13 protein-coding genes are annotated in these 20,869 nt (G+C 46.2%); 9 read left to right on the top strand and 4 right to left on the bottom strand.

Annotation, left to right across the window (positions count from 1 at the left end; all coding sequences use genetic code 11):
• The first annotated feature begins 40 nt into the window (after positions 1-40).
• A complete protein-coding gene (locus ED312_RS03315) occupies positions 41-403 on the top strand; it encodes a winged helix-turn-helix transcriptional regulator (protein ID WP_123214581.1) in 363 nt (120 codons plus the stop codon).
• On the opposite strand, the gene ED312_RS03310 is transcribed toward ED312_RS03315, so the two are convergent.
• Positions 387-1,580, bottom strand: coding sequence for an anhydro-N-acetylmuramic acid kinase (locus ED312_RS03310; RefSeq protein WP_123214580.1), 1,194 nt, complete (start codon positions 1,578-1,580; stop codon positions 387-389). The two genes, ED312_RS03315 and ED312_RS03310, sit on opposite strands and share 17 nt — an antisense overlap.
• A 227-nt stretch (positions 1,581-1,807) precedes the next feature.
• Here ED312_RS03310 and polA point away from each other — a divergent pair, with 227 nt between their 5' ends.
• Positions 1,808-4,648 carry a DNA polymerase I gene (polA, locus tag ED312_RS03305; protein WP_123214579.1) on the top strand — a complete coding sequence of 947 codons (2,841 nt, stop codon included), beginning with the start codon at positions 1,808-1,810 and terminating at the stop codon, positions 4,646-4,648.
• 39 nt (positions 4,649-4,687) lie between these two features.
• On the opposite strand, the gene ED312_RS24410 is transcribed toward polA, so the two are convergent.
• The 3 genes from ED312_RS24410 to ED312_RS03295 form a co-directional block, all read right to left on the bottom strand.
• The gene (locus ED312_RS24410) at positions 4,688-6,193 is read right to left on the bottom strand and encodes a DUF5916 domain-containing protein (RefSeq protein WP_317125656.1); all 1,506 of its coding nucleotides are present in this window, start codon (positions 6,191-6,193) and stop codon (positions 4,688-4,690) included.
• Positions 6,100-7,314, bottom strand: a complete 1,215-nt coding sequence (locus ED312_RS24405) for a carbohydrate binding family 9 domain-containing protein (RefSeq protein WP_317125655.1) — start codon at positions 7,312-7,314, stop codon at positions 6,100-6,102. The genes ED312_RS24410 and ED312_RS24405 overlap by 94 nt, the downstream gene beginning before the upstream one ends.
• Positions 7,315-7,569: 255 nt before the next feature.
• Positions 7,570-13,656, bottom strand: a complete 6,087-nt coding sequence (locus ED312_RS03295; protein ID WP_170164436.1) for an alpha-2-macroglobulin family protein — start codon at positions 13,654-13,656, stop codon at positions 7,570-7,572.
• 326 nt (positions 13,657-13,982) lie between these two features.
• Here ED312_RS03295 and rplM point away from each other — a divergent pair, with 326 nt between their 5' ends.
• The 7 genes from rplM (at position 13,983) to ED312_RS03260 (ending at position 20,851) form a co-directional block, all read left to right on the top strand.
• Positions 13,983-14,438 (top strand): 50S ribosomal protein L13, encoded by a 456-nt coding sequence (rplM, locus tag ED312_RS03290; RefSeq protein WP_123214577.1) that lies wholly within the window; start codon positions 13,983-13,985, stop codon positions 14,436-14,438.
• Positions 14,438-14,824 (top strand): 30S ribosomal protein S9, encoded by a 387-nt coding sequence (gene rpsI / locus ED312_RS03285; protein ID WP_123214576.1) that lies wholly within the window; start codon positions 14,438-14,440, stop codon positions 14,822-14,824. The genes rplM and rpsI overlap by 1 nt, the downstream gene beginning before the upstream one ends.
• A gap of 190 nt (positions 14,825-15,014) precedes the next feature.
• Entirely contained in the window at positions 15,015-15,827 is an 813-nt protein-coding gene (gene rpsB / locus ED312_RS03280; RefSeq protein ID WP_123214575.1) for a 30S ribosomal protein S2, read from the top strand.
• Positions 15,828-15,933: 106 nt separating this feature from the next.
• Complete coding sequence (gene tsf, locus ED312_RS03275) at positions 15,934-16,758, top strand: translation elongation factor Ts (protein ID WP_123214574.1); 825 nt, start codon at positions 15,934-15,936, stop codon at positions 16,756-16,758.
• A gap of 157 nt (positions 16,759-16,915) precedes the next feature.
• Positions 16,916-17,623 carry a UMP kinase gene (gene pyrH, locus ED312_RS03270; protein ID WP_123214573.1) on the top strand — a complete coding sequence of 236 codons (708 nt, stop codon included), beginning with the start codon at positions 16,916-16,918 and terminating at the stop codon, positions 17,621-17,623.
• 39 nt (positions 17,624-17,662) lie between these two features.
• A complete protein-coding gene (frr, locus tag ED312_RS03265) occupies positions 17,663-18,220 on the top strand; it encodes a ribosome recycling factor (RefSeq protein ID WP_123214572.1) in 558 nt (185 codons plus the stop codon).
• A 105-nt stretch (positions 18,221-18,325) separates the two neighbouring features.
• Positions 18,326-20,851: a DUF5686 and carboxypeptidase-like regulatory domain-containing protein gene (locus ED312_RS03260; protein WP_123214571.1), complete on the top strand. Its 2,526-nt coding sequence runs from the start codon at positions 18,326-18,328 to the stop codon at positions 20,849-20,851.
• Positions 20,852-20,869 lie beyond the last annotated feature (18 nt).

The following is a 20,869-nucleotide window of genomic DNA, read 5'->3' as shown; positions in this document are numbered from 1 at the left end:
GTACTGTAAAAATTATCAGGTACTGATAAAAAAGTAAGTTATGCGAAAAGAAACCTCATCAAACGCATTGAATGAAAAAAAGATCAATGCGACATGTGGCATGGGTTATGCCCTGTCCCTGATCGGCGGAAGATGGAAATCCAATATCCTGTGGCGGTTACTCAACAGTGACAAATTAAGGTACAGCGAATTGCGGCGGCTTATACCGGGTATCTCGGAGCGCATGCTCGTATCCCAGCTGAGAGAACTGGAAGCCGACCAGCTTGTTCTTCGGGTCGTTTATCCCGAAGTTCCTCCCAGGGTTGAATATGCCCTTACCGATTTGGGGAAATCCATGCGTCCCATGCTTCAGAGTATTTCGGACTGGGGTGAAATGCACCGTAAGGTCACTGCGGAAGACTGATTTTCCCCATCCCCACCCACGGATATGCTACCGTGCCCCCGGTTTCGGTCGAGCCGCTTACCATTTCATTGGCCAGTAATGCAAACAGTACGGCTTCCTTGGCATCCGGATGAAGTCCCAATGCGGAAGTATCGGAGAACTGCAGATCGGGACAGGCTTTTTTCAGAAGCTGTAAAATCAACGGATTGGAGGCCCCTCCACCGCTTACATATCCCTTTATAGGCATATCGCCGGGTAAGTGTGCCATACATTGCGCTATACCTTCTACGGTAAAATGTGCCAGGGTATGCAATATATCTTCGTGTGGTATGTCGTTCCCTTCGCCGGACGATTTTATGGCCTTGTACAGGTAATCCATGTTGAAGAGTTCCGGGCCCGTAGTCTTCGGAAACGGCATCCGGAAAAAAGGATCGTCCATGAGGCTTCGCAACAGCCCTTCCCGCAGCCGTCCCCGGGAAGCGATGCGGGCGTCCTTGTCATAAGGCAGGCCCAGGTACTTTTGTACATATGCATCCATCAGCGTATTACCCGGTCCTATGTCCGTACAGAATACCTTGTCAAAACTTCCCCCGGCAGGAAGAAAAGTAAGGTTGGAAATCCCGCCCATGTTCAAGAGCAACCTGGATTCCGTAGTATCCATAAAAAGCAGATAGTCCCCGTAAACGGCCAGGGGGGCCCCTTCCCCTCCTGCGGCTATGTGTTTCTGCCTGAAATCGGAAATGGTAATGATCCCTGTAATTTCGGCCATGTGATCTCCGTCGCCCAGCTGAAGCGTGGCATTCGGGAATTCCCGGTAACCGTGAAAAGAACGCGGTGCGTGATAGACGGTTTGGCCGTGGCTCGCCACAATATCTATTTCTGCCGGCAATCTCCCCCAGTCTTCCAGGGCCTTCAGCACCATCCCTGCATGCTCCCGGGCGATCCAAGGGTGCAGCAGGCATACCTTTTCCAGCGCACCATCCTTTTTGGCAAACACCTCCCGGATACGTTCACGGAAAACAGATCCGTAGGGCAGGGTAACAAATTCCATGAGCTCTGCTCTTGTTTCCCTGCCGCTCCCGCTAATCCCACACAGGGCAATATCCAGTCCGTCCAGGGAAGTCCCGCTCATCAGGCCGATAATTATACGGGATTCTTTATTCGCTATTTTACAGAGTTTCTCAATGGAATTTTTCATGTGTTTATTTTTATTGCTTTTTAATGGTCACATGTAACCTTTGATGATTAAAATAATCATTGCTTATGTGTCTAAAGATTATTTTAGTCATGTCAGTTTCATTATATCTTTGACTTTTAAGAGACAAGGGGTATTGGCAATATATCACAAATATATGTTATGCCCGCTTCTCTGCCGGGAAAAAAATTAAATCCTTACTTTTACACAAATAAACTTCAGAAATTCTTATGTCAGAACAGAAACGCCTTTTTCTACTGGACGCTTATGCCTTGATATTCAGAGGGTATTATGCCTTTATCAAAAACCCGAGGATCAACTCCAAAGGTATGGACACTTCGGCAATCATGGGGTTCACCAATTCCCTTCTGGATGTGATAAAGCGTGAAAAACCCAATCATCTCGCCGTTGCTTTTGACAAGGGAGGTTCCATGGCAAGAACGGAAATGTTCGAGGCATATAAAGCAAACCGGGACGAAACCCCGGAGGCGATCCGTATAGCTATCCCATACATTCAGGCCATCCTGAAAGCGATGCACATCCCGGTCATTGAAAAAGAAGGTTTTGAAGCAGATGACATCATAGGGACCCTGGCCAAACAGGCGGAAAAACAGGGATATATTACCTACATGGTAACTCCGGATAAGGATTTTGCCCAATTGGTATCTGAAAACATCTTTATGTACCGGCCGGCACGAATGGGGAACGGTATTGAAATATGGGGCATCAGGGAAGTACAGCAGAAATTTGAAGTAGAAACCCCCGAACAGGTCATCGACTATCTCGGGATGATGGGAGATTCTGTCGACAATATTCCCGGTTTTCCCGGTGTGGGGGAAAAAACGGCAAAAAAATTCATCAAGGAATTCGGCAGTGTGGAGAACCTCATTGCCAATGCCGACAGCCTGAAGGGCAAAATGAAAGAAAAGATAAAGGATAATGCCCAGCTGGGGCTCCTTTCCAAAGAACTGGCCCGGATTATGCTCGATGTCCCCGTAAAATTCCACGAAGAGGATTTTGAACTGAATACTCCCGATTTCGATAAGGTCAGGGAGATTTTCCAGGACCTGGAATTCCGCCGTCTTACCGAAAACCTGATGAAAGCTTTCGGACAGGAAGGAGCCATAGATGCAACTCCTGTAAAGAACGGCACTTCGGCGGCAAAAACAACAAAAGCACAGGACAATAATATCCAGTTTGATTTATTCGGCACACCTGCGGAAGAAACCGCAACACCTCTCTCCGCCTCATCGCCTTATAGCACTATCGAAACCACACCACATCACTACCAGTATATAAATACTCCCTTGGGCCGGAAACTGCTTCAGGAAAAACTCATGTTACAGAAAAGCGTGTGTTTCGATACGGAAACCACCAATCTCAAATCACTGGAAGCCCAGCTGGTGGGAATAGCATTTTCCTGGGAGACGGGGAAAGGATATTATGTAACTTTTCCCGAAGATCAGAAAGAAACGGCAACCATACTGGAAGAATTCCGTCCCTTCTTTGAGGCGGAACAAATAGAAAAGATAGGGCAAAACCTCAAATATGATATCAAGGTGCTCTCCAACTACAATATCCGGGTCAAAGGCAAACTTTTTGACACGATGATAGCGCATTACCTTATCAATCCGGATATGCGCCACAATATGGATATCCTGGCAGAGACCTATCTGAAATACCAACCCGTTTCCATAGAGACCCTTATCGGTAAAAAAGGAAAGAACCAAAGGTCCATGCGCATGGTAGAACTCGAAAAACAGACAGAATATGCGGTGGAAGATTCGGACATTACCCTGCAACTCAAACTGCTTTTCCAGGGGGAGCTTTCCAACCGAAATGCCCTGAAACTGTTTGAAGAGATCGAGGCGCCCCTGGTACAGGTACTCGCCGATATGGAAATTGAAGGTATCCGCGTGAATACGGACTTCCTGAAATCACTCTCCTATGCCCTGGACAAGGACATAAAAGAACTGGAGAAGAATATCTACGAACAGGCAGGAGAAGAATTTAACCTGGCTTCTCCCAAACAGCTCGGCCCCATTCTCTTTGAAAAATTAAAACTGGTCGACAAGCCCAAAAAGACAAAGACCGGGCAGTACTCCACTGCGGAAGATGTACTTTCCTACCTCGCCAAGGATCACAAGATCGTGGAAGATATCCTCATGTGGAGGCAATTGCAAAAACTGCAAAATACGTATGTAGATGCCCTCCCGAACGAGATCAACCCAAGGACAAACCGGGTACATACGGTATACAGCCAGGCAGTAGCGGCAACAGGGCGACTGAGCAGCAACAACCCCAACCTGCAGAACATCCCCATACGTACCGAAAGAGGGCGACAGGTGCGAAAAGCATTTATTCCGAGAAACGAAGACTACATCCTGCTCGCTGCCGACTATTCCCAGATAGAACTGCGGATTATCGCGGCACTGAGCGAAGAGGAAAATATGATCAAAGCATTCAGGGAAGGCGAAGATATCCACGCATCTACTGCGGCAAGGGTCTTCGGAGTCCCCCTGGAAGAAGTGACGAGGGAGCAGCGGAGCAATGCCAAAACCGTAAACTTCGGTATTATTTACGGTGTTTCGGCTTTCGGGCTCAGCAACCAGACCACCCTTTCGAGAAGCGAAGCCAAAGAACTTATAGATACGTATTACAAGACATATCCGAAGTTAAGAGCATATATCAGCGACCAGATCCACTTTGCCCAGGATCACGGTTATGTGGAGACTATTCTCGGCAGAAGGCGTTATCTGCCGGATATAAATTCGCGAAACCAGGTAGTCCGCGGTGCGGCCGAGCGAAATGCCGTGAATGCCCCCATACAGGGAAGTGCGGCGGATATCATTAAGATAGCCATGATAAACATCCACCAAAAACTGCGGGAAGGCAATTTCAAGACCAAAATGCTGCTACAGGTACATGACGAATTGGTCTTTGATGCCTATAAACCCGAACTGGACACCATTAAACCGCTGATTAAATCCGAAATGGAAAGTGCATACCAACTGGTTGTTCCCCTGGATGTTGAGATAGGGCTCGGAGAAGACTGGCTGGCTGCACATTAAACCGCCAGCGGTCTTACAAGACAAACCGGTACGTCGCTTTCACCAGAAAGATATTCCTTGGCTGGGTTCCCAGAATATTCCGGTCCAGGGCAGTGAACAGGTTATCACGGGGATTCCCGGATCGGGTGATCCCCTGTGACCACCCCAGGAACAGTTCGGAACCCGGAATATATTCCCATCGTAATACCAAATTGGAACGGAACTGACAAATGAAAAATCGGGATCGCTGAAGGAGTAATCCACAGTACCGTTAGCGCCTTCATCCACAACATAAGTCTTGTTGCCCTCTTCATACCGGATCTCATTGAGGCCGTAAGCGTGAAACCTGTCCTCAAAACGACCGGCCCGTGGGTCAACAATATGTTTGAAAGCCGAATATCTCCCCCTGGAAATAAAGGGCTGCCCCCAATATTGTATGGTAAGGTTAGGATTGATCGTATAGTTAAACCGCAAGGAGGCACTTAATGTCCTCTGTTCTATTTCCGCATTGAGGTACCTTATCCCACTGTCCGTACGAATATTTTCCACAAACTGCAATTTGTCCCTGTTTACCTGATAAGAAGGTTCGAGGGAAATCTTAAGGGCATTTATCGGCTGATAAATAAAATAGGTGTAATATTCCTCTATGTCATAGGCCTTATCCTCACCATCGGAGAAGAAGACTTCAAATCCGTACCGGAATTTTTTCCTGTTGTCCGAGTCCACATAGAACCAGCAACTGACGTTATCCGGCAGCCTGAGTTTGGGGCCGCCCCGTAGTGCCGTATTGGAATACAGTTTCGGACGTATGTTGAGCCCCGAACCTATATACCAGTAGTTCTTAAACTGGGCATAGCTGTTTACATTCCATTTCATTTCGTTATGTGCTCCGCCAAAGTCCCAGGAATTCCAATGATTGTAATTAAAGCGTGCACTGCGGAATACGGAGAAGGGTTTGGTAATGCGGTATCCTGCCCAGGCGTAATGCGTTACGTAATCAACCCGGCGCAAAAAGCCCACATCATTGAGTTCCAGGCCGGGTGAACGCCAGGTAACGCCACTTTCAAAATTCAGGTTCCCCCGTGCCTTCCCGATCTGTATATTCCCACCGTGGCCCATCAGACTTGTCCTCGTAGCGTCAACTTCCGTATAGGTGGCATCTATACGCTGATATAACCGGGTGATATCCTTCTGTGTGTTTGTTATGGCCCTCTCCGAACCGGAAACATTGCTCATAAGCAGATTACCCGCGGTATACCAGGCCCTGTCTTTCCACTGGTGTTTGAAGTCCAGCCCTCCGGAATAAGCAGATTTATGCAGAAAATCCATGTTCTCCGGGAGGTCTCCCCTGTTGGTAGCCGTAAAAATCCCTCCCACAAAAGAATTTCTTTCATTAAAGTCCTTTTGCAACCTGCCTACAAAATAGTTGGTAAGAGGTTCTATCAGTTCTTCCCTCCGGTCCCCGTTATTGCTTATTCCGGCATATTCCTTCGCGGTGATACTTTCCAATACACCAATGGACCACCCGTTCCTGGTTTTTCCGCTGAACTTAGCCGCACCGAGTATCGTAGTCTTTTCCGGTTGCTCCGCATATTCCCTTTCATATACCGTCGGGGATGCCTGGGGCTTCTCCCGATACGCCGGGAATAGAAGAGGTTATCCGAACCGTCCGTATCTCCTGCCATGGTATTGGAAATACGGTAATCGAAGATATTTTTGTTTTCCACAAAAAAGGGGCGTTGTTCTTCAAAAAATATCTGGAAGCCATCCAGGGCTATGGCCGAAGGGTCTGCTTCCACCTGCCCGAAATCCGGATTTACCGTAAAATCGAGGGTAAGGTCGTTGGTAATCCCTACTTTGCCATCTATCCCTCCGTTCAGTTTTGCATCGCTGCCATCAATAAACGGATTGCCTTTTTCCTCCTCGTATGTTTCCAGGGAAGTTACCACATAAGGTTGTATTTCCAGTTGTTTCTGTTTCTTCAGGTCGAGCAAGCCGTACAACCTGCCTGCTTCACTGATCCATCCCGGGGCATTGCGGGGAAGGAACTGCCATTCGGAACGTTCGTTGTTGCGGAAATACATACGGGATAATTGCAGCCCCCATACCTGTTCTCTTGTTTTCCCGAACCGCAGCTGACTTAAAGGTATCCGCATCTCGGCAGTCCACCCTTCGGCATCCATCCCGGTTTTCACATACCAGATCGGATTCCAGCTGGGGTCCCAGTTATTACCGTTTTGAGTTACCACTTCATCTCCTTTGACCCCGGCCGCAGTGATGGTAAAGGCAAAGGCGGTCTGAAGGTCGAGATTACTGTCGAACAGTATGGTGATCCTGTCGCCTTCAAAGCCATCTCGCCGGGAAAGTCGTTTTACAATATTGTCGGGCTCGGTATCCAGGCAGTGGATAGCCACATACAGGTTTTTATCATCATACAGTATTTTGAAGCGGGTCTGCTGCGTTGGCGGTGCTTTTTCTATGGGATCTCTCTGTATGAAATCACCTCCCCATTCCACCATTCCCCAACTACTGTCAGTAAGTATACCGTCTATTTCAGGGGGTGTATTTCCTCCGACAGACTTCGTGGTATAGTTCTTTTTAGGCATGACGGAAGTGGAATCCTGTGCAGAAAGAATCAAACAGCAGGCCAGTCCCACTGAAGAGAGAAATACTTTTCCGGAAAACATGGTATATATGTTGGTTATTTCCCTAAAGATATCATCCGGGGCAAATTGTTACACTTCCGGATGATCTTTTCCCTGTAAAAAATGCCATGAAAAAGCATGCTATATGGAAAAAATAAGCCTCAAAAGCGGGGGAAAACCTCATTCCGGGCTTCTCCCGCCCTCTCATGGGGCGGATTTACGCAAAACAATACTCTTACCCGCTCCATGTAACAATTGGGATTGACATATATACTATTTCCGAGACCTGCTTCGCACTTATTTTATATGCACCCTTATTCCTTCGGAATGCGCACTCATTTCCGGGGCATACATACATTGCAGGGAGGTTATTCCATTGGAAAAATCACCACTGTTACCGGCCCTCAGGTCGTATTCGAAGACATACACCCCTTTAGGCATCCTGTCTGCAAAGAAATTGGTGGCGGCATCGCGCGTGCTCTCGTAATAACCCAGTCCGCCCTGCCACTTGTAACGAGACAACACGTTAACGGGCTCAAAACCACTGGCCCGCATATCCTTGATATGGACAAATTCCATATCCCTGTCGTTTTTGATTTCGAGCCGTACGGTTACCAGATCGCCGATCCCTATTGGTGTATCTTCGGTTATCCGTTGTAATTCGGGTCCGTTATCCGTTAGTTTTTTCAGGAAGAGTTCCTTTTTGAAACGCACCCCGGTCTCTGCCGAAGTAATCCGGTCCAGATCTTCGAAATACTGCCAGTACAACGCCCCCCAGGCAACGCCCGGTGAAGTTTTCTTTACTTCCACGGTCCCCATTTCCGGTTTTATCTCTTCTTTACTCCAGGCGGTTTTTACATATCCGCTCCCTTGCTGACGTCCCTGGCCGGCGGACCTGCCGAGCCGTTCGAGGTCCAGTTTCTCCCCCCCGAGACTTACCTCCAATCCACCTTCCGCATTCACCCAGTCTTTCCCGGTGCTCATCAGGGCAAAAACAGCTTCGGTCGTTGCCTTGGTAGAGGCCCACCGATTGGTCTGCCTGTTTTTAAGCAACCATACTTTCATCAGTTCTACACTTTCCGTATCCTGCAATACTTCATCAAAGGCTTCGATAAGCAATGCCTGCGTTTCTATCGGTGCGTTATACCAGTACCACCCCGGACGGTTGTCTTTCCAGTACATTCCCATTTCATCGCTTTCTACCGACTGGTCCTTTACGGCAAGTAACAGTTTCCTTGCCGGATCGTTTTTCCCGAAACGATGGAATACAAGAGACAGCATAGCCTGATGGTACCTGGAACCGCTGAATTTTTCCTTTTCCATTTTTTCAAGGAAATAACCGGTCATTGCTTTTCCTTTTTCGCTCAGCGGGTAATCTTCCAGGAAATAGCTCCGGGCATACATCCAGGACACTCCGTTGGACAGAGAAGGCGGGTATTTGTCATTTTTTTTATAGCGGTCCCACTCTTCTTCCATTTTCTCATCAATAAATTTAATGGCTTTCTGGACCATATTATCCGGGCGGATATCAAAATTCTTCTCATAATCAATTCCCATAGCTCCGAGATGGCCAAAACCGGAAACGATATGCGTGGTAATATATACATTGGCCTCGCCGCCGTCAAACCAGGGAAATCCCCCGGAAGACAGTTGTTTGTTCTCCAGTTTCCGGAACGCGGTCCCCAGTTCGTTACGCATTTTGTTCAGGTCAAACAAAACCGCAATACGTTTCATCTGTTCCTCTTCATCGGCGGCCTGGCGTACCCAGGGAGTTTCTTCCAACAAGAGGGACTTCAGTTCTTCATTAAGTTCCAGCCGGGACTGCAACTGCCCTTTACGGTTCCAGCCATCAAAAACCGCTTTTATCTTAGGATTGGAATTAACCAGGTGTTGTGAAATCAAATTTCCATACACTCTGGAAAACACCTGTTCGGAACATTCGTAAGGAAACTCCCGGAGATAAGGCAGGGAAAAGATAGCATACCATACCGGGTTGGTCGTCATCTCAAATGTGAGCTTGAAGTTTTCCCGGGTAGCAGACCGGGCTTCGGTGAGTTTTTCCAGTTTAAACGTCTTTTCCTGTCCTTCGCGAATGTGTAGCGGTAATGTTTCGGTAACCAGCATACGGTTGGTAAGCACCGGCAATGCCGATTCTTCGCCGTCAGAGTAACTGCCTGCTTTGGCCACTACACGGTATACCACGGCCTGCTGTCCGGCGGGGACATGTAATTTCCAGGAGAGGTTACTGCTTTTTCCTTCGGAAGCCGTAAACTTCCTGCTATTGTTCTCATTACCGAAATCACTGTCAACAGGTTGCATCGTAAAAGCATCGAAAAGCAGTAACTGTGCAGTTCCGGAAAGTTCTTTACCGGAAAGATTGGTAACCTTAGCCTGAAATCCGATAGTATCTCCTTCCCTCAAAAACCGCGGGGGATTGGGTACAACCATCAGTTCTTTCTGTGTACGGACACTGGCTTTGTAATTGGCCGTGTGCAGTTCCGGGGTATGTGCCAGTGCCATGAATTTCCATTCCGTAAGGCTTTCGGGAGTGGTGAAACTTATTTTCACATTTCCGTCCTTGTCCGTTTTAAGATGCGGAAAGAAAAAAGCGGTTTCCTGGAGGGCACGCCGGGGTTGTATTTCGGCTAAGCCGGACAAATCTTCCGCTTCAGCACTGCCAGTAAGGCCCTCATTGGTTTCTGCTACTGTCACGACCTCTTCCAACACCATATTGTCATCCATGGCATATTCCTGCACTTCGGATTCTTCAGCCGGTGCCGCCACTTTTCTCGCGGTTGCCATTGCAGACATACCTCTTATACGTATATCCTGCCGGTTTCTTCCGTTAATATCAAATCCAAACCAGTTAATCCGGTCGAAGAGGGGAATTATTCCATTTTGCGGGACAGAAAAGGGTTTATTAAAAATACGGGCAAATGATGTCACACCATAACCCGCATGAAGGTTCCAGTCACTATATCGGGAATATCTTGTAACACTGCTGTAAGGAGACCATTGAATACTATGCGACCTGAACTGATCCAGAGATGCATCGTACATCGCAGCGAGCACTTCGGCCCCTCCGGTAGCCAGTCCGGCCAGGAAAGCGTCCTTCCCTTTCCCGCTCACGGTAAGTTCCCACGTTTCTTCATCGCCGGGCCGTAGTTTATCGCGCATGGTCCCCGCGGTGATCTCCAGTTTGTTTTCTTCGAAAGGAACGGTTATGGTCTGCGTACCCTGCTGTGCCGTATTGTATTTCCCGAAATAATAGTGGACGAATACATTACCGCGGTAACTTTCTTTTACCGGGAATAAAAACACCTTTACGTCATTGCTTATTTTCAGCTCTTCTCTTTTTATAATATTGCCGTCGTATTCGAGTTCCGCCACTACAACGGCACCGGGTGCGGAAGAAGCAAAAGTAATGCGGACCACATCTCCCGGTATATAACTTTCTTTATCGACAGTCACTGAAAAAAGTTCTTTATCCACCGGACCTTTTTTTTCTTTTTTATACAGGTAAACCAACTTTTCGGCAGGAATACTGTCCTGCCCGTCCCGGATATATCCCCGCAGCAGGTAATACCCTTCTTTCCACCCTTTCCGGGGCTGCGCACTGATCTCCTTTTCCTTTCCGGTATCAAAATTCACCGAGATCACCGGACTTTCCTCTTTCCAGTTTTCCTTTTTGTCTTCTTTGGCATACGGATCGTTCGGAAACAACCTTGTGAATTCCTCCTTATCATACAATTCATAATCCCCGGCTTGTAACGGACTTTTCCGCAATACGCGTTCCGGGGGTATTATTTTGGTAAGGGTAAGTGTTCCCTTTGCAGGCATGAACTGCCCGTTGAGATTTTCGGTACGGATACCTATGGTTTTCAGGTCTTCCCACGCCACCTGCGATGGCATATCCAGGTTAAGCGTATACCGCAGGTCCCCTACCGTAATATTCTGACTGCCCGACCGGGTTTCCCCGTTGATATCGGTAACATCCGCTTCTACGGTATAGGTATATGTCCGGGGTTCCTTTTTCTTTCCGGAAAAACCGGACAAAGCGAGTGCTTTTGCTTCGAACGGAATTTTAAAATTACCTCCCGCATCTGTTATTGTCTCTCCGTGGGTGATTTCCTCTCTCGGCTCCGGGTTTACATACGACCGTCTCCACCATGGAAGATACGGATACACAGCCTGGCGATATACGCGGTATACCACCTTAGCATTGTCAATATTAGCTCCCGAATAAGCCGTTGCTTTTGCCCCTGCCGCTATTTCTTCCCCGAGACGAAAGGTTTCCTTCACCGTATCGAATACCACCTCAAAACGCGGACGCTTATACTCCTCCACACTAATAGTATAGGAGTCACCCGAATCGCTTTCCAGGACAAATATCCCCGTTATGCCACTGGCAGGCAATACAAACTCGCCGGATACGGAACCGAAGGCATTTGTGGTCAGTTCCAGTTCTCCGACCGTCTCATCATTGGGGTTCAGTAATTCTATACCGAGCTTTTTGTTATTTATAACTTCTTTGCTTCCGTCGGGAGATTCCTTGTAATGTATCGCTTTAAAATAAACTGTCTGCCCGGGACGATAGATGGAACGGTCCGTAAAAAAACGGGTTTGATAGGCCGTTTCCGCCTGACCATTCCTGTCCGTATAATAACTGTACTGGTTGTAAAAGACATCTTCTCCTTTAATACGATAGTAATACTGGTAGTACCGTTCCCTGTTATAGTAGATATCTCCCTTTCCGGAAGCATCCGTTTTAACGGTTTTGATCAGTTTCAGCCGTTTATTGTCTCTTTCATAGATTTCTACGGTTTTACCGCTTTGCGGATGGCCGCTCTCTCTTTCCGTTACCAACAATTCCCTTCCGTTTCCTACTACAGCATAATCGGTTATATTGACCAGCTGCGATTGCAGAACAACTCCTTCTTTATCCGTTTTAAAATCCGGGGCATTCGTTGCAAGGACAATATATACTCCTTCGGACAGGGCCTCCAGGGCAGCTGTTGTGGTGTGGTCCTGGTAGTCGTCAAAAGTTTTCAGTGAAAGTGCGAACTCTTTTTCCGAAGGGTATTTCCGGAACAGTTCTTCCAGTAGCTTTTGCCTGTCTTCTTCTTTGGCATAACGTATGTCACGCACCGGGTCCCGGAAATAATCATTGAGATCGGGATGGAATTTCAGCACTTTGAAGTAAATCCGGTCCAGGTTTTTATGGGTTACGGATAACGGATTAGATTGCCCGGAAGGGATGCAGGACTCTATACGGATGGAAAAATCCTTAGCATGGACCTGCTGCCTTATCCTGGAAGCTTCATTGGCTGCATAGGTTTTTGCATAATCTTTTTCAATATTCCGGATAAGCGCAAGCGTTTTATCATACCATATTTTCCTTGCCTTAAAATCATCCTTATCTTCCCTGTCGGCCTGTTCCCGGTAAAAACGGGCCAGCTCCAGCAGGACCTCTCCGGTATACCAATCGGCAGGAGAAACACGGGCGAGTTTTTCAAGTTCTTCAATATAGGAATCCCTTCCGTATTCCTGTTTACACAGTTTGAGCGCTTCAAGTTCATTGTATAGCCTGCCGTTTGTATTTTTCTTTTCTTTATGAAAATCAGCCAGTTCACGAAGCAAGGCAGCAGCTCTTTCCTTTTTGCTCCCGGAATCTGCATCCTTCTCGAAAGAATTAAAGAAAACGCCGGACTGATCGCGGAAAAAATCTATAGCCCGGTGCGCAACAAGGTCATACAGGGTGGGGCGGAGTTCTCTTCCTTTTGCAATACGCTTGTCCCTGACCTTATCTTTATCCGGGACAGTGGTATCGTAAGTCCTTTCCCATTCGTAAACTTCGAGTATTTCTTTCCAGTTTTCCACCGGCTGCTGCTTTAATGCTTCTGCATTATCCAGGGAGCGGAGATAAAAAGCCGTGACCTTGCTGTTAAAGATATTTTCACTCCAGAAGCGAAAATCTTCGGCGGAAGCTTCTTCCATACGCGTCCGCTGGTTAATGGTCCACCGGTTGTTCTGGTAATACTTATAAAATATCTCCGCCAGCATGGATTCCAGGATACTTTTTTCAGCCCCGTCGGCTTCAGCGATCTCATTTTCGAAATCCCGGATTACCCGAAGCTGCACTTCATCGTCATCATCCGTAATTATGGCTATCTTGCCCCGGTAGAGCAAAGCGCGGATCCGTTGCCGGACATTTCCCTCTTTTTTTGCCGCTTCGTAAATTTCGTTTACCGCGGGCAATATATTTTTAAGAAGGCCTTCCGCCTCTTTCTTTTCGATCTCTTTCCATTTCTTTTCATAGGGAAATTCCTGGGCACCCAGGGGAATACAAAAAAGGACCACAATGCAAAACAGATATGTTCTCATATACACTAATTGTTTGTCCCGCACACCTGCCGGAAGCTGCCACATTCTCCGGGGCGGGATACTGATGTTTATTTCCTCCTTTTAAAAATACATCTTTATTCAGTACTACAGTGACAAATAACAAATAATATACCATAAAAAACCTACAATACCACTTCAGACTTCCTCCGTACTATCTGCTTCGCCCGTGCGGTTAATACCCTAATGAAAACCAAACGGTTATCTGCTTCAAAATAATACCAAGCCTGTATTTGTAATTACAATTTATAGTTGTACATTTGCACCCCGTTTATTGGGAATGGAATGTTTAATTTAAAAAAATTAGTGTGAACACGTTAAGCTACAAAACCATCTCGGCCAACAAAGCGACTGCTGACAAGAAGTGGGTGCTGGTTGATGCCGAAGGACAGACGTTAGGACGTCTTGCCTCTAAGGTAGCAAAAATCCTCAGAGGTAAGTACAAGCCTAGTTACACCCCGCATGTGGACTGTGGAGATAATGTGGTTATTATCAACGCAGAAAAAATCAATCTTACAGGTAACAAGTGGGAAGCAAAGGAGTATATCCGTCACACGGGCTATCCGGGTGGTCAGCGGTCTCTGAACGCAAAAGAACTTTTTGCTAAAGATCCGGCAAGGATTATCGAGAAATCCGTTAAAGGGATGCTGCCTAAGAACAGGCTGGGAGCAGCTTTATTCCGCAACCTGAAAGTATATGTAGGTGCCGAACACAAACAGGAAGCACAAAAACCTACTGCAATTAATTTAAACGAGCTGAAGTAATGGAAGTTATTCACAAAATCGGCAGAAGAAAAACTGCAGTTGCACGTGTATATGTTTCTCAGGGAAGCGGAAACATTACAGTCAACAAGAAAGAACTGAACACTTATTTCCCTACTGCTACTTTACAGTACAAAGTAAAACAGCCTCTGAACCTTACCGAAAATGCAGAAAACTTTGACATCAAGGTAAATGTTTACGGAGGTGGCAGCACCGGACAGGCAGAAGCCATACGCCTCGCCATATCCAGAGCACTTTGTGAAGTAGATGTGGAAAACAGGAGCACCCTGAAACCGGAAGGTCTGCTTACCAGGGATCCGCGAATGGTAGAACGTAAGAAATACGGACAGAAGAAAGCCCGTAAGAAATTCCAGTTCTCCAAACGTTAATTTTTTCAGGATATTTTTATCCGAAATGCTACCGACTCCGGTTCTTTTACCGGTACAGGTATAAAAATAACCATGTTGTCGTTGTCCCGGACGAACAAAACGGGAAATTAGTTTAGCATCCAAATGACGGAGGCCTCACACCGAGCCACTTCAGCATTGCTAACTCAACGGAACGTAAACTATTACAAAAATGGCAAGCAAAATAGACGTAAAAGATTTATTAGAAGCAGGTGTACACTTCGGACACCTCACCAGGAAATGGAATCCCAACATGGCTCCTTACATCTATATGGAGCGTAACGGAATCCATGTTATTAATCTGTACAAGACCGCTGCAAAAATCGATGAGGCCGGAGAAGCCCTTAAGAAAATCGCAGCTTCAGGCCGAAAGATACTTTTCGTAGCCACTAAAAAACAGGCAAAAGACATCGTTGCTGAAAAAGCAGGTGCCGTTAATATGCCCTATATTACAGAAAGATGGCCCGGCGGAATGCTCACAAACTTCGTGACCATCCGTAAAGCCGTTAAGAAAATGACGTCCATCGACAAGATGAAAAAAGATGGTACGTTCAACACCCTCTCCAAAAAAGAACGTTTACAGGTAGATCGTTTAAGGGCTAAGTTAGAGAAACAACTTGGTTCTATTGCAGACATGACACGTCTTCCCGGAGCACTGTTTATCGTGGACACCATGCGTGAGCACATTGCTGTGAAAGAAGCGCAGAAATTAAACATTCCAATATTCGCAATGGTAGACACCAACTCCGATCCCCGTGATGTGGACTACGTGATCCCGTCCAATGACGATGCTTCCAAATCCATAGAAAAAGTTCTTGCGCATGTAACAGCTGCTGTTGCCGAAGGCCTTTCCGAAAGAAAAGCGGAAAGAGCTGAGAAAGAAGCCGCCAAAACCGACAAGGACTCTTCAAAAAATGAAGAGACCCAGGCATCGGAAGAAGCAGAAGCAAAAGCAGAAGCGACAGAAAGCAACAACGAAAATTAAACCTAAAATTAATATTGAGGTGCCGGCCGCATAATGTCAAAACAATACTTTTGTAAAGGCCTTATCTGGCCGGCCCTTTAATATTACTCAAATAAAAAGAGAAAAAATGGCAAACATCACAGCCGCAGAAGTTAATAAATTGAGACAAGCTACCGGCGCCGGTATGATGGACTGTAAAAAGGCATTGGTAGAAGCCGAAGGCGATTTTGACAAAGCGATAGAAATACTTCGCAAAAAAGGACAAAAAGTAGCCGCTAACCGCGCAGACAGGGAGTCTACCGAAGGCGCTGTTATCGCTAAAGTAAATGATGACGCCACTCAGGGTGTAATCGTTTCCCTGAATTGCGAAACTGACTTTGTTGCCAAAAACGAATCTTTTATAAAACTGGCTACAGACCTGGCCGAAATGGCACTGAACCACGCTACTAAAGAAGAGCTGCTTAAAGCGGATTACAATGGTATCACCGTAGAAGAGAAACTTACGGAACAGACCGGTGTGATCGGAGAGAAAATAGAGATCGGCGGTTTCGAGTCTATCCAGGCTCCTTTTGTAGGTTCTTACATCCATGCCGGGAACAAAATAGCTACCCTGGTAGGTTTATCTGCTAACGTGGACGGCGCTGAAGAAGCTGCTAAAAACGTAGCAATGCAGGCCGCGGCAATGAACCCTATTGCTCTTGACGAAACAGGTGTTGATCAATCCGTAATTGACAAGGAGATCGAAATTGCAAAAGATCAACTTCGTGCAGAAGGGAAACCGGAAGCCATGCTTGAAAATATTGCCAAAGGAAAACTCAAACGTTTCTTTAAAGATAATACCCTGATAAATCAGGATTATATAAAAGACAGCAAGGTTAGTGTTGCCGCCTACGTAAAATCCGTAAACGGCGACCTTACCGTAAAAGGATTCAAAAGGGTTGCTTTGGGATAAACAATCAACTCCTATAACACATTTAAAAACCGTATGCTGATAACAGTATACGGTTTTTTTATGCCCCTGCTACAAGCCCTTCTTTTACCCTTTTAATTTTCCACTTTCTTAATTTGAGATTATCCTTATATTTGCCACACAACTCATCCAAAAAACTATGCAATACAAGAGAATCCTCCTCAAACTAAGTGGCGAGGCCTTAATGGGAGAACGACAATACGGAATAGATCCCAAACGCCTTGCGGAATACGCAACAGACATTAAAGAAATAGTAGATAAAGGCGTAGAAGTGGCCATTGTAATAGGAGGAGGTAATATTTTCCGGGGAGTGGCAGGAGCCAGCAACGGTATGGACCGCGTACAGGGCGACCACATGGGCATGCTGGCTACAGTTATCAACGGGCTTGCATTACAGAGCGCACTGGAAAATACGGGAGTACAGACCAGGCTTCAATCTGCCATTAAAATCAACGAGGTTGCAGAACCTTTTATCCGCAGAAGAGCCATCCGCCATCTCGAAAAAGGAAGGGTCGTGATTTTCGGGGGCGGTACCGGGAACCCTTATTTTACCACAGACTCCGCAGCGGTACTGCGTGCTATTGAAATAGAAGCCAATGTAATACTCAAAGGCACCAGGGTAGACGGCATCTACACCTCGGATCCGGAAAAAGACAAAAGTGCAACCAAGTTCGATTTCATCACTTTTGACGATGTACTGAAAAAAGGACTGAAAGTAATGGACACCACAGCCTTTACCCTCAGCCAGGAAAACGAATTGCCTATTATTGTCTTTGACATGAATAAAAAAGGAAACCTTTACAAGGTAGTTTCCGGTGAAAATGTGGGGACAAAGGTGAATCTCTAACTTATCCGAAAGCATCACAACCAAGTAAAATCAACAATCATGAATGAAGAGATCGATTTTATACTAGACAGCGCCAAAGAAGCCATGGACAGTGCCATAACGCACCTCGAAAAAGAGTTTGTTAATATCCGTGCAGGAAAGGCAAGCCCTGCTATGGTAGGAAGTGTATTTGTAGATTATTACGGATCACAAACCCCGCTGAACCAGGTAGCCAATGTCAGCACTCCCGATGCCAGGACAATTTCTATCCAACCCTGGGAAAAGAGTATGCTCCAGGCTATCGAAAAAGCTATCATTGTAGCTAATTTAGGGTTTAACCCGATGAATAACGGCGAAACCGTTATCATCAATGTTCCTCCACTGACCGAAGAGAGAAGACGCGACCTTGTAAAACAGGCCAAAGGCGAAGCCGAAGATGCCAAAGTGAGTATCAGGGCTGCAAGGCAGGATGCCAATAAAGATGTCAAAAAACTGGAAGATGCTTCCGAAGACCTCAAGAAGAATGCCGAAGTGGATATACAGGAACTAACCGACAGTTACATCAAGAAGGTAGATGATCTCCTTACCGTAAAGGAAAAAGAAATCATGACGGTATAAGTTAAACTTCATATAATTTTTTTTGAGTGCCCGCATATCACGGGCATTTTTTTGTAACATTACTGTTTTTAATCCGTTATGAGATAATATAAAGACCCATGTTTAATGAAAAAGCAGCTACTCCTCTTTTTTATTTTTGCTATTCCGGCTTTCTGTCTGTCCCAGGAGATCATTTCCGGTGTGGCCCGTGACCAGCATACCGGGGCTCCCCTGCCCTTTGCCAATATCCTTACCAATACCGGCGAAGGCACCATAACCAATGCAGACGGGAAATTCGAAATAGACAACCGGAAAGAAGGAATACGCAGCCTGGTCTTTTCTTATATAGGGTATCTCGAAAAGACGGTAACTATAGAGCAAAATAAATCCTTCTATACCGTAACCCTTACCGAAAAATCGGAAAAACTCAGTGAAGTAGTGGTCACCGGAGGAGAAAATCCCGCTATACAGATCATCAGGGAAACCATGCGAAAAAGAACGGTAAACGATCCGGAAAGGGCATTGCATACCTTTAAGTACAAAGCTTATAACAAACTTCTCATTACCGCAAACCCCGATTCCATAAACGGCACCATAGATTCCGTTTTCAAGAAAAGCAACGGGAGAAAGAAATTCGAAAAACTGGATTCTACCGGCTATGAACTGAAGAAACAACTATCGCATTCCCATCTTTATATTTCCGAAAAGGTATCCGAATATACTTTTAACCGTAAAAAGGGCAAAAGAGAAACCGTACTGGCTGCTAAAATGGCCGGTTTTGAAGAGCCTGTCTATGAATTCCTGGCTTTGCAAATGCAGTCTTTCTCTTTTTACCGGAACAAATACACCATTTTCGGCACGGACTATCCCGCTCCTGTCGGGAACGGCGCCCTTAGTACATATCACTACAGGATACTCGATACCGTACCTAACGAGAACAACGGGAGACCTGCGTATATGATCTATTACTATCCCAAGGGAAAAACCAAAACTGCCAGCATGGAAGGGGTATTGTATATCGATACCGAGTCTTATGCCCTTCAAAAAGCCGTCGCCCAGTTAAAAGCAGTCATAGATATCAGTGCTTCCCAGACCTTTGCATATTTTCCGGAAGAAAAACTGTGGTTCCCTTCTTCCAAACAAATAAAAATTGTCCGGGGCGATAACAAAGATGCCATATCGCTCATGGGAGCCTCCATTACAGGGCCGGAAGACAAATCCGAAGACCCTACCTCCGTTTCAACAAGCCAGGATGTGTCCAAACTCATGCATTTTATAAGCAGGGAGGAAAACTTTGACATTTCCCTAAACACACCTGTAGAGATCAAAGGAAGGGGTATCGCCATGGAAATCGTAGATGATGCCCACCATAAAAGTGAAGAGTTCTGGAATTCTTACCGGACATCTCCTCTTTCGGAAAGAGGTGCAGAGACCTATAGTGTGGCAGACAGCATAGCAGATGCCAATAACATTGAACGAAAAGTCAACCTGGCAAGAAAGTTACTGATCGGGTACTATCCGTTGAAATATGTGGACCTGGACCTGAGGTACCTGTTGAAATACAACAATTATGAAGGTTTCCGATTAGGAATAGGCGCCATAACCAATACTGATTTTTCATCCAGGTACCGCCTGCAGGCATATAGTGTCTATGGTACCAAAGACCAAAGGATAAAATTCGGTGTCGGTGCAGCTGCCAGACTTGCCAAAATAACCAACACCTGGATAGGAGCTTCTTATATGGACGATCTTGTAGAAACCGGAAGTGCGGAGTTTATCAATGAAGCGCGGAGTTTTTCGCTGTTCGAACCCCGTCTTTTCAATATTACCATGTTTCACAAAACCCGTAAGACCAGCGCTTATCTGGAACACGACATTACGGCCAAGATCGGTGCCAAACTTCAGTTCAGCCAGAGCAACATTGTTCCCACATACAATTACCTTTATATCCACGATGGCGCATCTTATTACGACTTCAAGCTTACGGAAGCAACACTGGCTTTACAATGGGCTCCTTTCAGCCGTTACATGCAAACACGGCATGGCAAGGCGACCATGCGCAACAGTTATCCCAATTTCACTTTCCAGGCCACCCGGAGTTTTCGCAATGTCATGGAAGGAGATTTTGAATTTACGAAACTCGATTTCCGGGGAATGCACCAAATTGTACACCCCAACCGTACCGTCACCAGCTTCCTGGTCAAAGGAGGACTCGCATACGGAGACATTCCGGTTACCCACCTCTATAACGCCTCGCCGAACCAACCCCAGGGCGATGCCATACTACAGCGGTTCGCCGTTGCCGGAAGGAATAGTTTCGAGACAATGTTTTTTAATGAATTCTTTTCGGACCGTTATGTTATGGCCCAGTTAAAACACCAAACCACCAGGTTCAAACTGATCGGAAAAATAAGGCCCGACTTCACCCTTATATCCCGCTTTGCCGTAGGAAGCATCACCCATTCCGAAAAACACATAGGCCTGGATTTCAAATCTCTTAACAAGGGATATCTCGAAAGCGGGTTCGAGTTAAATAAAATATTCAAAGGGTTCGGCTTAAGTGCCATGTACCGTTACGGGGCCTATCACCTGCCCCGTTTTGATGACAACATATCTTTCAAATTCACATATTACATGAGTTTAGGTTTTTAAAGGATAAACACCGCCGGT

This window comes from Sinomicrobium pectinilyticum (genome assembly GCF_003725735.1).
In the GTDB taxonomy this organism is placed as follows: Bacteria; Bacteroidota; Bacteroidia; order Flavobacteriales; family Flavobacteriaceae; genus Sinomicrobium; species Sinomicrobium pectinilyticum.
This window is presented reverse-complemented; position numbering and strand designations above follow the sequence as displayed.

Coding starts and splice junctions, on each gene's coding strand:
- ED312_RS03315 (WP_123214581.1), top strand. CDS start 41: ATGCGAAAAGAAACCTCATCAAACGCATTGAATGAAAAAAAGATCAAT.
- ED312_RS03310 (WP_123214580.1), bottom strand. CDS start 1,580: ATGAAAAATTCCATTGAGAAACTCTGTAAAATAGCGAATAAAGAATCC.
- polA (WP_123214579.1), top strand. CDS start 1,808: ATGTCAGAACAGAAACGCCTTTTTCTACTGGACGCTTATGCCTTGATA.
- ED312_RS24405 (WP_317125655.1), bottom strand. CDS start 7,314: ATGTTTTCCGGAAAAGTATTTCTCTCTTCAGTGGGACTGGCCTGCTGT.
- ED312_RS03295 (WP_170164436.1), bottom strand. CDS start 13,656: ATGAGAACATATCTGTTTTGCATTGTGGTCCTTTTTTGTATTCCCCTG.
- rpsI (WP_123214576.1), top strand. CDS start 14,438: ATGGAAGTTATTCACAAAATCGGCAGAAGAAAAACTGCAGTTGCACGT.
- rpsB (WP_123214575.1), top strand. CDS start 15,015: ATGGCAAGCAAAATAGACGTAAAAGATTTATTAGAAGCAGGTGTACAC.
- tsf (WP_123214574.1), top strand. CDS start 15,934: ATGGCAAACATCACAGCCGCAGAAGTTAATAAATTGAGACAAGCTACC.
- pyrH (WP_123214573.1), top strand. CDS start 16,916: ATGCAATACAAGAGAATCCTCCTCAAACTAAGTGGCGAGGCCTTAATG.
- frr (WP_123214572.1), top strand. CDS start 17,663: ATGAATGAAGAGATCGATTTTATACTAGACAGCGCCAAAGAAGCCATG.
- ED312_RS03260 (WP_123214571.1), top strand. CDS start 18,326: ATGAAAAAGCAGCTACTCCTCTTTTTTATTTTTGCTATTCCGGCTTTC.